The organism is Streptomyces sp. SM10 (assembly GCF_002910915.1).
Lineage (GTDB): Bacteria > Actinomycetota > Actinomycetes > Streptomycetales > Streptomycetaceae > Streptomyces.
Map to the genome: position 1 here is coordinate 1 of NZ_NEUF01000105.1, position 13,608 is coordinate 13,608.

Here is a 13,608-nt window from a genome sequence, read left to right on the forward strand (position 1 = left end):
CCCGCCGCACCCGCCGCGCCGCCCGCCACGATGCCGGCTGCCTTGAGCGAGTAGCCCGCGGCGAACCAGCCGATGACGGCGACCGGGAGCAGGGCCGGGATGCCGGCGTTCACACGGTCCAGCTCACCGGCGGCGATCCGGCACTTCGCGCACTCGTCCAGGTGCTTGCGCAGCCCTCGTTCCGCCCGGGTCCGCAGGCCGCCCCGTGCATGGGCACCGAGCCGGTCGGCGTACTGGGCGCAGTCACCGCCGGACGTCAGCGACTGGCTCACGTGGGCCTGCAGATAGGCCTGCTTGAGCCCTTCACGGGCCCGGACCGCGAGGACCGCCGTGGCGTTGGCGGTCAGGCCGAACAGCGGGGCGACCTCGCTCGGTGACTCCTCCTCCACGGCGGTGTGCCACAGCACCGCCTGCCAGCGCTCCGGCAGGCTGCGGAACGCCTGGACGGCCATCGAGCGGTCCGCCTCGTGCATGGCCAGGACGTCGGCGCCGAGATCGAGGGTGTCGGCCTCCGACAGCTCCGACGAGCGTGTGGCCTGCGCCGCGAACACCGCGAAGTCCTCGACCAGATGCTCCCGCTTCGCGCTCCTGGTCCAGGCGGCCGCGACATGCCGGACGGCCGTCATGAGGTAGGCCCGGACGGCTTCCTCCGGCCCCTTCCCGCCGCGCACCGCCTGAAGGGTCCGCGCGAACACCTCGGCCGTCAGGTCGTCGGCGGTGTGCGCGTCCCGGCAGCAGGTACGGGCGTAGCGGCGCACCGCTCCCGAGTGGCGGCGGAACAACTCCTCGTACGCCTGGTCGTCGCCCGTGCGCATGCCCTGGATCAACTGGGCGTCGGACGGGCCGAGATCGGCGGATCCCGCGCGTCCCGCGCGCTGCAGGGGGACGGCGTACGCGGCATCGGCCTCCGCGTCGGGGACCTGCCGCACCGCCTCGTCGGCGGGCGCCGGCCAGGGACCGGGCAGCACGGTGCCACCCTCGGCGGAGGCGTCGGCATCATCCGGCCCCGGGCGGCCCGGATTCACCTGGCCCGGCTGCGCCTGCGCCGGCATCCGGGCGGCTGACGGGTCGCCCGCCTCCGTGCCCGTGCCGCCCTCGCCCGCGGCAGCGGTACCGTCGGCCGGACCTTCCTGCTGCGCGTCACCGCTCATCGCGGAAGCCCCCGTATGCACCCTCGGTCCCGAATACGGGGGCAAGAGTGCCACAGCGCCACGCCGCGACGAACCCTGAGCAGCAGAAGCCACTCGTCCGGGGTGTCTTCCCCTGTCCGGGGGGCGTGACATCACCCCTGCGGGGAACGAGCAACGCCCCTCGGTGACACCGGCTGTCCGGCCGGCGGGAGCGGTCCCACCGGCCGGCCCACCCGTGGTGCGCGCCTACAGGGGCCGGGAGCGCAGACCCTCGAGCAGGATGTCCAGCAGACGGGCCGAAGCGGCGGCCTGATGAGCGGGATCCGGCAGAGCGGGCGCCGCCGTGGCGATGACCAGCAGCACATCGGCCACCGTCACATCACCCCGCAGCTCACCCGACTCCCGTGCCCGGTCCACCAGTCTGCCCACGACCTCGAGGAGCTCGGCCGCCCCCGGATCGTCGTCGAGCCCCTCCTCGGAGGCCGGACGCCGGCCGGCCTCACGGAGGCCGGACGCCTCCACGCCCTGCCGCTGGTGCGGCACGCGTGTGTCGCCGTCGGCGGGGCCGGAGCCCGTCACCGGCGCCTGCTCCTCCTGCTCCGCCCCGACGCGCAGAACCTGCGGCGGCAGCAGCCGTCCCGCACCCGATGCCACCGAGGTCCGCAGGAAGCGGGAGAGCGCCGACCACGGCTCGTCCTCCTGCCCGAGGGCGGAACGGGCCTGATCGGTCAGCCGCGCGGTCTCCTCCTCGGCTATCCGGCGCACCAGTACGTCCTTGCTCGGGAAGCGCCGGTAGACCGTACCGACGCCCACCCGTGCGCGGCGCGCCACGTCCTCCATCGGCGCTCCGTAGCCCAGCTCGCCGAACACCTCACGCGCCGCGCGCAGGACGTGTTCGAGGTTGCGCTGTGCGTCCACGCGGAGCGGCGCCGAGCGGGCCGTGCCCACCGCGGCTCCTGCCGCCGCGACCGTCCCGACCGAGCCCACGGGGCTCAGCCGCCCGTGGACCTCGGCAGAGGCGACAACGCTCGGTCCATGCAAATCCTGAATGTGCATAACTTTTCCCCCGGTTATGACGTCTCCCCCCGGAGACTTCCCCGCCGTGTCCGCCGGCGTGTGGACCTTCGTACGATTCCGACACCCCGACGGGGTACGAACATAGTTGAGCCCGGGTCAATTCAGAAGGGGGTAGTTCCGCACGGAGCGCCCCCCGATCGGAGCAAGGACCGGTTGGCCCCCGATTCGACCCCTGCGTTCCCCGCCTCCCGCCACATCTGACCTGCGCTGCTCCGCGTTCGCGCGGTGGTCGTGGCCCGCCGGATGATCGAAGAGCTCCGGTCACACAATTTGCCGGGCCTGTGGACAAACACCGGACTCCGTTGCGTCATGGGATGGTGATGGCACCAGATACCCGGGGGACGTCCCCCGACAACCGGCCACGTGTGCGCATTCTCGTCGTCGGCGGCGGCTACGTGGGGATGTACACCGCGCTGCGTCTGCAGCGGAAGCTGCGGCAGAGACTGAAAAGCGGCGAGGCCGAGATCGTGGTGGTCACGCCCGAGCCCTACATGACCTACCAGCCGTTCCTGCCCGAGGCCGCCGCCGGCTCGATCTCGCCCCGTCACGTCGTCGTGCCGCTGCGCCGGGTCCTGAAGCACTGCACGATCGTCATCGGCGAGGCGGAGCGCGTCGACCACGCCAAGCGCACCGCCACCGTCACGACGCTCGCGACCGGCGAGGACAGCACCGGTGCCGTCGAGATTCCGTACGACGAACTCGTCCTCGCCCCCGGGTCGGTGTCGCGCACGCTCCCGGTCCCCGGACTGGCCGACTTCGGCATCGGATTCAAGACCGTGGAGGAGGCCATCGGCCTCCGCAACCACGTCATCGAGCAGATGGACATCGCCTCCGCCACGAGGGACCCGGCGATCCGCGACGCGGCGCTCACCTTCGTCTTCGTCGGCGGCGGATACGCGGGCGTGGAGGCCCTCGCGGAGCTGGAGGACATGGCCCGCTACACCTCGCGGTACTACCACAACATCAAGCCCGCGGACCTGCGGTGGATTCTGGTCGAGGCGACCGGGCGCATCCTGCCGGAGGTCGGCGAGGCGATGGGGAAGTACGCGGTCAGGGAGCTGCGCGGCCGCAACATCGACGTACGGCTCGACACCCGGCTGGACAGCTGCGAAGGCCGCGTCGCGGTGCTCAGCGACGGCTCGCGCTTCCCGACCCGCACCCTGGTGTGGACCGCGGGCGTGAAGCCCGCGCCGATCCTCGCCGCCACCGACCTCCCCCTCACGGAGCGCGGCCGGATCCGGTGCACCACGACCCTCGCCGTGGACGGGGCCCCGCACGCCTGGGCGGCCGGTGACGCGGCGGCCGTCCCGGACCTCACCTCGTCCGAGCCGGGCACGGAGACCGCGCCGAACGCCCAGCACGCGGTCCGCCAGGCCAAGGTCCTCGCCGACAACGTCCTCGCCACCCTCGCGGGCCGTCCGGCCGAGGACTACCGGCACTCCTACGCCGGATCCGTCGCCTCGCTCGGCCTGCACAAGGGCGTGGCGCACGTCTACGGGCGCAAGCTCAAGGGGTATCCGGCGTGGCTCATGCACCGCGTCTACCACCTGAGCCGCGTGCCCACGTTCAACCGGAAGGCGCGCGTCCTTGCCGAGTGGACCCTGGCCGGACTCTTCAAACGAGAGATCGTCTCCCTCGGCTCGCTCGAACACCCGCGCGCCGAATTCGCCCTCGCCGCCCGTGGACACGCACATCCCGGCCCTCCCGAAGACACTCCGCCGAAGGACGAGAGGCGACCGGACACGACCGGCTGAGCACCAGGTCACCCCGCACCGCCACGCCCCCGGGACGGCTGTGGTTCAGCGCCCGGCCCGACTGCCGTACCGCAACTGTCAGTACGGTCGGTCACACTGGGCGTGTGACCATAGGTGGGCTCACACCTGCACAGAGTGACCCGGCAGGCAGTCACCTACAGTGACCGGCAGCGACGACCAACAGCACGAAGCGGCCCGGCTGTGCGTTCCCGGAAGCCCGGCCCCGGCACCCGATCCGGCACGCGCCGGCGGGGGCCGGCCACAGGACCAGCAGAAGAAGCTCGCCCGAGCGGACCAGACCGACACACGAGGCCAGAAATTCCGTGAACTTCACGCGCTGGAGCGCCCGCCTTCCCGGAACGCAGCGTCGAGCCGCCGCGCGGGACGACCACAGTTCCGTACCCGCCGCCCGAGCCGAGTCCGCACGGCCGATCACCGCGGCCACGCAGGCGGGCGGGCCGGCGGAAGACGCCGCCGCCCCGGCCGGCCCCTCCCCGGAGACCCTCCCGGCCCGCGAGCTCCTCGGCCGGCTTCCCGCGCCTGTCGCCCTGCTGCACGGCCCCGAGCACCGCATCACCTACGTCAACGCCGCCTACACCGCGGCCTTCGGCCCCCGCCCCTGCGGCGCCCCCGCGGCCGAAGCCATGCCCGAGCTCGACGAGCTCAGCCTGCTGCCCCTCATGGACCAGGTCCTGCGCAGCGGCACGCCCCGCACGGTCAAGTCCCGCAAGGTGAAGGCCGGCAGCTCCTACACGGTGACGTGCACCCCGGTGGCCGTCGGGGGCCCGGACGGTGCGGACGGTGAAGCGGGCGTCCTCGTCTACGCCACCGATGTCACCGACCACGCCGAGGCGGCCGAGCGGCTCCGCGCCAGCGAACGCCGCCACCGCGAGACGGCCGTCACCCTCCAGCGCTCCCTGCTCCCGCAGGACCTCGAACAGCCGGACGATCTGCGGATCGCCGCCACCTATCAGCCGGGCGGCACGGACGCGGCGGTCGGCGGCGACTGGTACGACGTCATCACCCTGGGCGCCGGCCGCACCGCGCTCGTCATCGGGGACGTGATGGGGCGGGGTGTGCGCGCCGCCGCCGTCATGGGCCAACTGCGCACCGCGGTCCGGGCCTACGCCCGCCTCGACCTCCCGCCGCACGAGGTGCTCCAGCTCCTCGACGTACTCGCCGCCGAGATCGACGCCAGCCAGATCGCCACCTGTGTCTACGCCGTCCACGACCCCAACGAGGGCCATCTCGTCTACGCCTCCGCCGGGCACCTCCCGATCCTCGTGTGCGACGAGGACGGCACGGTGCACCGCGCGGAGGATCCGACCGGACCGCCGCTCGGCACCGGCGGCTGGGTCCACACCTCCGGGACGATCGCCCTGCCCCCCGGCTCCACGGCCGTGCTCTACACGGACGGCCTGGTCGAGCGGCGCAGCGAGGACATCGACGAGGGCCTGGAATCCCTGGGGCGCGCCCTCTCCGGCGCCAAGGGGTCGCCCCAGGTGGTCTGCGACCGGCTCATCCGTTCCCTGGGCGTCACCGCGGAGCACGACGACGACGTGGCGGTCCTCGTGGTCCAGCACCCCGCGCGTAAGGGACCGAGCGCGGAGCTCTTCCACAACGCCTCGCTCGACCTGCTCGGCGGCATCGAGGCGGCCCCCCGGGCCCGCGCCTTCGCCACCGGCGTTCTGGCGTCCTGGCGCTTTCCCATGGAGCTGTGCGACCTGGGCGTCCTCGCCGCGAGCGAGCTGGTGGCCAACTCCCTCCAGCACGGCACCCCGCCCATGCGCCTCGGCCTGCGCCGGACCGACCGCCGCCTGATCATCGAGGTGACGGACGGCGACGACCACCTGCCGCGCCGTCGCCGTGCCGAGCCCGCGGACGAGGCGGGACGCGGCATCTCCATCGTCGCGACCATCGCCTCCTCCTGGGGCAGCCGCCGCACACCCGGCGGCGGCAAGGCGGTCTGGTGCGAATTCGCGCTCCCCGGCTGACCCCGCCTCAGCGCACGGCCGTGGGGGACGGGGCCTTGTCGTTCTCCGGCAGCGACAAGGCGACCACCCGGGACGGCACCGCCGCGAGGGACGGCTTGTCCTGCACGGGTGTGAGCTGCCGCCCCAGCCTGAGTGCCAGCACGGTGATGCCCAGCGAGAACAGCACGAAGGTCACGATGTACGGCCCGGGCAGTGCCGCGCCCATGGGCCCGCCGACGGCAGGACCGACGGCCAGGGCCAACTGCTTCACCAGGGCGAAGGCCGAGTTGTACTGACCGACCATCGCCTCCGGCGCCAGATCGGCGACGAGCGGGGCCACGGTCGGCGACAGCATCGCCTCACCCAGCCCGAACAGGGCGTACGTCGAGATCATCGCGGCCGTGGCCATGGTCTGGCTGCCGTGTCCGAGACCCGCGTACCCCGCCACGATCCAGGCGAAGGCCCAGATCAGGCCGGTCCAGGCGATGACCCGGCTGCGCCGCCGACGCTCCACGAGACGGAGCACGACGAACTGCGCCACGACGATGACGGCCGTGTTGGCGGCGAGCGCGATCCCCAGGGTGGACGGGTCGATCCCCGCGGCCTCGGTGCCGTAGGCGGCGAGACCCGACTCGAACTGGCCGTAACAGGCGAAGAAGATCACGAAGCCCAGCACGCACAGCTGCACCATGGCCCGGTGGGAGAGCAGCACCCGCAGCCCGGCCCTGGGCCGCGTGCCGTCGGCGGGGACCGCGTCCGCGAGGGACGGGGCCCGGGGCATGCGCACCGTGGCCGCGACCACGCCGAGGACCAGGAACATCGCCGACTCGATGAGGAACAGCAAGGTGAAGCTCGACGGACGGTCGACGTCCACCAGCTGCCCGCCGACCAGACCACCGATGCCGAGCCCGAGGTTCTGCAGGAAGAACTGCATGGCGAAGGAACGGGTGCGCGTCGCAGCACTCGAGCACCACACCAGCATCGTGGCGAGCGCCGGCTGCAGTACGGCGGTACCCGCGCCGAGGACCGCGGCGGAGAGCACGGTGGAGGTCACGCCGTCGGACACCCCCAGGGCCACGGCGCCCACGGCTGCCGCGGCCGAGGCCACGACCAGGACGGGCAAGGGGCCGCGCCGGTCGATGGCACGACCGGTGAACGGCAGCACGGCCAGCGCCGCCATGGCGAAGACAGCCAGCACGACACCTGCCGTGCCGGCACCCAGATCCCGGACCTGCGCCACGTAGACGTACAGATACGGGACGGTGAATCCGAGGCCGAACGCGCTCAGCGCACTCCCCAGCTGGATCCGCCGCAGCGCTGCGCCCATCTCCCTGGTCACACTCACCTACCTCAACATGAAGAACTCTGAAGAACACCGACCCATGGACTTTAGCACTAAAGTTAGAAGCTGAAGTCTTCAGGGTGAAGGACTTCGAAGGCCATGAAGAGCGTGCGATACTGCCCGCCATGTCTGACACCACCGAGCAGCCCGAGCTCCAGGAGCCGAGCCTCGACGAGCAGATCGCGGCCTACCAGCGCGAGTTCCGTGACCTCGACCCGCAGGTCGAACAGGTCGTCTCCGCGCTGGGCCGGCTGAACCGACGGATGAACGTCGCCTACGGCAGACAGGTCGCGGCCCTCGGCATCAGCAATGCCGAGTGGGAGGTCCTCAAGACCCTGGTCCTGGCGGGTACCCCCTACCGGCTCGGTCCGGGGGAACTGGCGAAGCGCCTCGGCCTCACTCCCGCCGCGATGACCCACCGCATCGACCGCATGGCGGGCGAGGGCCTGGTCACCAGGGACAGGGACGAGAACAACCGGGTGCGCGTCATCGTCGAGCTGACGGACGAGGGGCGGACGAAGTGGCTCGAGGCGATGCGGATGGCCAGCACCTTCGAGGAAGACCTTCTGCAGGACCTCTCGGGCGACGAGCGCGGAGCGCTGGGCGAGATCCTGATCCGCCTCCTGCGCCGCGTGGAGCACGAGCAGCCGGACGCCGGCGGCAGGCTCACGGACCTGGACTGACGGGCTGATCAGCCGGTGCGGGGGAGGGGTTGACACGCCCCCCTCGCATCCGTAAGGTTCTTCGAGTTGTCCCGGAGCCAGCACGGTCCGGCGGCAACCGATCCCGCCGCGAATGCGGCAACCAAACTCAGCACGATCTCCCACCGGGGAGAATTTCGGCATGCCGAAATTCAATTCGAAGGCTCGATTATGAGCCGCCGGGAAAATCCGCTAGAGTTTGAGCGTCGGAACGGCCCAACGGCCGGGAAGACAACCCCCACTGACTGGGAATCAGGCCCGAAAGGATCTGATAGAGTCGGACTCGCCGGAAAGGGAAACGCGAAAGCGAAGAACTGGAAAGCGAAATCAGCAGGATCCCGCTTCGGCCGGGAATCGGACACGAAAGAGTCTGATAGAGTCGGAAACGCAAGAACGAAGGGAAGCGCCCGGAGGGGCCCGGTGAAACGGGACCGAAGGAAGCGTCCGTTCCTTGAGAACTCAACAGCGTGCCAAAAGTCAACGCCAGATATGTTGATACCCCGGCCTGCTTCGGCAGGTTGGTGGTTCCTTTGAAAAGTCCTGCCGGCCCTTCACGGTCCGGTAGGCAACAACAGCGAGGACGCTGTGAACGACCGGTCATATTCCGACCTGGTCGTTCCGCTCTCGTGTTGTGATCCCGATTACGGGAAAACATTCACGGAGAGTTTGATCCTGGCTCAGGACGAACGCTGGCGGCGTGCTTAACACATGCAAGTCGAACGATGAAGCCCTTCGGGGTGGATTAGTGGCGAACGGGTGAGTAACACGTGGGCAATCTGCCCTTCACTCTGGGACAAGCCCTGGAAACGGGGTCTAATACCGGATAACACTCTGTCCCTCATGGGGCGGGGTTAAAAGCTCCGGCGGTGAAGGATGAGCCCGCGGCCTATCAGCTTGTTGGTGGGGTAATGGCCTACCAAGGCGACGACGGGTAGCCGGCCTGAGAGGGCGACCGGCCACACTGGGACTGAGACACGGCCCAGACTCCTACGGGAGGCAGCAGTGGGGAATATTGCACAATGGGCGAAAGCCTGATGCAGCGACGCCGCGTGAGGGATGACGGCCTTCGGGTTGTAAACCTCTTTCAGCAGGGAAGAAGCGAAAGTGACGGTACCTGCAGAAGAAGCGCCGGCTAACTACGTGCCAGCAGCCGCGGTAATACGTAGGGCGCAAGCGTTGTCCGGAATTATTGGGCGTAAAGAGCTCGTAGGCGGCTTGTCACGTCGGATGTGAAAGCTCGGGGCTTAACCCCGAGTCTGCATTCGATACGGGCTAGCTAGAGTGTGGTAGGGGAGATCGGAATTCCTGGTGTAGCGGTGAAATGCGCAGATATCAGGAGGAACACCGGTGGCGAAGGCGGATCTCTGGGCCATTACTGACGCTGAGGAGCGAAAGCGTGGGGAGCGAACAGGATTAGATACCCTGGTAGTCCACGCCGTAAACGTTGGGAACTAGGTGTTGGCGACATTCCACGTCGTCGGTGCCGCAGCTAACGCATTAAGTTCCCCGCCTGGGGAGTACGGCCGCAAGGCTAAAACTCAAAGGAATTGACGGGGGCCCGCACAAGCAGCGGAGCATGTGGCTTAATTCGACGCAACGCGAAGAACCTTACCAAGGCTTGACATATACCGGAAAGCATCAGAGATGGTGCCCCCCTTGTGGTCGGTATACAGGTGGTGCATGGCTGTCGTCAGCTCGTGTCGTGAGATGTTGGGTTAAGTCCCGCAACGAGCGCAACCCTTGTTCTGTGTTGCCAGCATGCCCTTCGGGGTGATGGGGACTCACAGGAGACTGCCGGGGTCAACTCGGAGGAAGGTGGGGACGACGTCAAGTCATCATGCCCCTTATGTCTTGGGCTGCACACGTGCTACAATGGCCGGTACAATGAGCTGCGATGCCGCGAGGCGGAGCGAATCTCAAAAAGCCGGTCTCAGTTCGGATTGGGGTCTGCAACTCGACCCCATGAAGTCGGAGTTGCTAGTAATCGCAGATCAGCATTGCTGCGGTGAATACGTTCCCGGGCCTTGTACACACCGCCCGTCACGTCACGAAAGTCGGTAACACCCGAAGCCGGTGGCCCAACCCCTTGTGGGAGGGAGCTGTCGAAGGTGGGACTGGCGATTGGGACGAAGTCGTAACAAGGTAGCCGTACCGGAAGGTGCGGCTGGATCACCTCCTTTCTAAGGAGCATCTAGATTCTCTTCGGGGAATCCAGAGGCCATTTCGTCGGCAAATGTTCGACGGTGGTTGCTCATGGGTGGAACGTTGACTATTCGGCACGACAGGTTGTTTTTGCGAGTACTGCTTCGGCGTGGAAAGTGAGAATGGATCGGTCGGGTCGGGCACGCTGTTGGGTATCTGAAGGTACGGGCTCGTTTGAGTCTGTCCCTTTGGTTGCCGGCCCCAGTGAACTCGCCTGTAAGGGTGGGGTGATGGGTGGCTGGTCGTTGTTTGAGAACTGCACAGTGGACGCGAGCATCTGTGGCCAAGTTTTTAAGGGCGCACGGTGGATGCCTTGGCACCAGGAACCGATGAAGGACGTGGGAGGCCACGATAGTCCCCGGGGAGCTGTCAACCAAGCTTTGATCCGGGGGTTTCCGAATGGGGAAACCCGGCAGTCGTCATGGGCTGTCACCCGCTGCTGAACACATAGGCAGTGTGGAGGGAACGCGGGGAAGTGAAACATCTCAGTACCCGCAGGAAGAGAAAACAACCGTGATTCCGGGAGTAGTGGCGAGCGAAACTGGATGAGGCCAAACCGTATGCGTGTGATACCCGGCAGGGGTTGCGCATGCGGGGTTGTGGGAGTTCTCTTGATCAATCTGCCGATTGGTCGGCAAGTCAGAAACCGTTGGTGTAGGCGAAGGACATGCGAAAGGTCCGGCGTAGAGGGTAAGACCCCCGTAGCTGAAACATCAACGGCTTGCTTGAGAACCACCCAAGTAGCACGGGGCCCGAGAAATCCCGTGTGAATCTGGCGGGACCACCCGCTAAGCCTAAATATTCCCTGGTGACCGATAGCGGATAGTACCGTGAGGGAATGGTGAAAAGTACCGCGGGAGCGGAGTGAAATAGTACCTGAAACCGTGTGCCTACAAGCCGTGGGAGCGTCGCTGTATGTGCTTGCACATGCAGTCGTGACTGCGTGCCTTTTGAAGAATGAGCCTGCGAGTTAGCGGTGTGTAGCGAGGTTAACCCGTGTGGGGAAGCCGTAGCGAAAGCGAGTCCGAATAGGGCGATTGAGTTGCACGCTCTAGACCCGAAGCGGAGTGATCTAGCCATGGGCAGGTTGAAGCGGAGGTAAGACTTCGTGGAGGACCGAACCCACCAGGGTTGAAAACCTGGGGGATGACCTGTGGTTAGGGGTGAAAGGCCAATCAAACTCCGTGATAGCTGGTTCTCCCCGAAATGCATTTAGGTGCAGCGTCGTGTGTTTCTTGCCGGAGGTAGAGCACTGGATAGGCGATGGGCCCTACCGGGTTACTGACCTTAGCCAAACTCCGAATGCCGGTAAGTGAGAGCACGGCAGTGAGACTGTGGGGGATAAGCTCCATGGTCGAGAGGGAAACAGCCCAGAGCATCGACTAAGGCCCCTAAGCGTACGCTAAGTGGGAAAGGATGTGGAGTCGCAGAGACAACCAGGAGGTTGGCTTAGAAGCAGCCACCCTTGAAAGAGTGCGTAATAGCTCACTGGTCAAGTGATTCCGCGCCGACAATGTAGCGGGGCTCAAGCGTACCGCCGAAGTCGTGTCATTCATACACATATCCTCAACGGGAGTATGGATGGGTAGGGGAGCGTCGTGTGCCGGGTGAAGCAGCCGCGGAAGCGAGTTGTGGACGGTTCACGAGTGAGAATGCAGGCATGAGTAGCGATACACACGTGAGAAACGTGTGCGCCGATTGACTAAGGGTTCCTGGGTCAAGCTGATCTGCCCAGGGTAAGTCGGGACCTAAGGCGAGGCCGACAGGCGTAGTCGATGGACAACCGGTTGATATTCCGGTACCCGCTTTGAAACGCCCAATACTGAATCAGGCGATGCTAAGTCCGTGAAGCCGGCCCGATCTCTTCGGAGTTGAGGGTAGTGGTGGAGCCGACGAACCAGACTTGTACTAGGTAAGCGATGGGGTGACGCAGGAAGGTAGTCCAACCCGGGCGATGGTTGTTCCCGGGGTAAGGGTGTAGGCCGTGTGGTAGGTAAATCCGTCACACATTAAGGCTGAGACCTGATGCCGAGCCGATTGTGGTGAAGTGGATGATCCTATGCTGTCGAGAAAAGCCTCTAGCGAGTTTCATGGCGGCCCGTACCCTAAACCGACTCAGGTAGTCAGGTAGAGAATACCGAGGCGTTCGGGTGAACTATGGTTAAGGAACTCGGCAAAATGCCCCCGTAACTTCGGGAGAAGGGGGGCCATCACTGGTGATCCGATTTACTCGGTGAGCTGGGGGTGGCCGCAGAGACCAGCGAGAAGCGACTGTTTACTAAAAACACAGGTCCGTGCGAAGCCGTAAGGCGATGTATACGGACTGACGCCTGCCCGGTGCTGGAACGTTAAGGGGACCGGTTAGTGCACTTTCGGGTGTGCGAAGCTGAGAACTTAAGCGCCAGTAAACGGCGGTGGTAACTATAACCATCCTAAGGTAGCGAAATTCCTTGTCGGGTAAGTTCCGACCTGCACGAATGGCGTAACGACTTCTCGACTGTCTCAACCATAGGCCCGGTGAAATTGCACTACGAGTAAAGATGCTCGTTTCGCGCAGCAGGACGGAAAGACCCCGGGACCTTTACTATAGTTTGATATTGGTGTTCGGTTCGGCTTGTGTAGGATAGGTGGGAGACTTTGAAGCGGCCACGCCAGTGGTTGTGGAGTCGTCGTTGAAATACCACTCTGGTCGTGCTGGATGTCTAACCTGGGTCCGTGATCCGGATCAGGGACAGTGTCTGATGGGTAGTTTAACTGGGGCGGTTGCCTCCTAAAGAGTAACGGAGGCGCCCAAAGGTTCCCTCAGCCTGGTTGGCAATCAGGTGTTGAGTGTAAGTGCACAAGGGAGCTTGACTGTGAGACCGACGGGTCGAGCAGGGACGAAAGTCGGGACTAGTGATCCGGCAGTGGCTTGTGGAAGCGCTGTCGCTCAACGGATAAAAGGTACCCCGGGGATAACAGGCTGATCTTCCCCAAGAGTCCATATCGACGGGATGGTTTGGCACCTCGATGTCGGCTCGTCGCATCCTGGGGCTGGAGTCGGTCCCAAGGGTTGGGCTGTTCGCCCATTAAAGCGGTACGCGAGCTGGGTTTAGAACGTCGTGAGACAGTTCGGTCCCTATCCGCTGTGCGCGTAGGAATATTGAGAAGGGCTGTCCCTAGTACGAGAGGACCGGGACGGACGAACCTCTGGTGTGCCAGTTGTCCTGCCAAGGGCATGGCTGGTTGGCTACGTTCGGAAAGGATAACCGCTGAAAGCATCTAAGCGGGAAGCCTGCTTCGAGATGAGTATTCCCACCACCTTGAGTGGTTAAGGCTCCCAGTAGACGACTGGGTTGATAGGCCAGATGTGGAAGCCCGGTAACGGGTGGAGCTGACTGGTACTAATAGGCCGAGGGCTTGTCCTCAGTTGCTCGCGTCCACTGTGTT

Annotated in this window: 6 protein-coding genes and 2 rRNA genes; 5 read left to right on the forward strand and 3 right to left on the reverse strand. The window is 66.0% G+C overall.

Features of this window, described 5'->3' with window-relative positions; genetic code table 11:
* A partial coding sequence (locus B9S57_RS16460; RefSeq protein ID WP_146057764.1) for a sigma-70 family RNA polymerase sigma factor occupies window positions 1-1,151 on the reverse strand: 1,151 nt, incomplete at its 3' end.
* A gap of 225 nt (window positions 1,152-1,376) precedes the next feature.
* Window positions 1,377-2,186: a TetR/AcrR family transcriptional regulator gene (locus B9S57_RS16465; RefSeq protein ID WP_103516341.1), complete on the reverse strand. Its 810-nt coding sequence runs from the start codon at window positions 2,184-2,186 to the stop codon at window positions 1,377-1,379.
* A gap of 341 nt (window positions 2,187-2,527) precedes the next feature.
* Between B9S57_RS16465 and B9S57_RS16470 the strand changes: the two genes are divergently transcribed.
* Together B9S57_RS16470 and B9S57_RS16475 are read left to right on the forward strand one after the other, a co-directional pair.
* Entirely contained in the window at window positions 2,528-3,961 is a 1,434-nt protein-coding gene (locus B9S57_RS16470) for an NAD(P)/FAD-dependent oxidoreductase (protein ID WP_103516343.1), read from the forward strand.
* Between the two features lie 323 nt (window positions 3,962-4,284).
* Complete coding sequence (locus B9S57_RS16475; RefSeq protein ID WP_103516342.1) at window positions 4,285-5,955, forward strand: SpoIIE family protein phosphatase; 1,671 nt, start codon at window positions 4,285-4,287, stop codon at window positions 5,953-5,955.
* Between the two features lie 7 nt (window positions 5,956-5,962).
* Here the strand turns inward: B9S57_RS16475 and B9S57_RS16480 are convergent, their stop codons facing one another.
* Entirely contained in the window at window positions 5,963-7,261 is a 1,299-nt protein-coding gene (locus B9S57_RS16480) for an MFS transporter (protein ID WP_103516344.1), read from the reverse strand.
* 140 nt (window positions 7,262-7,401) lie between these two features.
* On the opposite strand from B9S57_RS16480, the gene B9S57_RS16485 reads away from it, so the two are divergent.
* From B9S57_RS16485 to B9S57_RS16500, 3 genes are all read left to right on the forward strand, one after another.
* Window positions 7,402-7,959, forward strand: coding sequence for a MarR family winged helix-turn-helix transcriptional regulator (locus B9S57_RS16485; protein ID WP_103516345.1), 558 nt, complete (start codon window positions 7,402-7,404; stop codon window positions 7,957-7,959).
* Window positions 7,960-8,631: 672 nt separating this feature from the next.
* Window positions 8,632-10,157, forward strand: a 16S ribosomal RNA gene (locus tag B9S57_RS16495).
* Window positions 10,158-10,460: 303 nt separating this feature from the next.
* Window positions 10,461-13,586: ribosomal RNA gene (locus B9S57_RS16500) — 23S ribosomal RNA — on the forward strand.
* Together the 16S and 23S rRNA genes form the textbook arrangement of a ribosomal RNA operon.
* Window positions 13,587-13,608 lie beyond the last annotated feature (22 nt).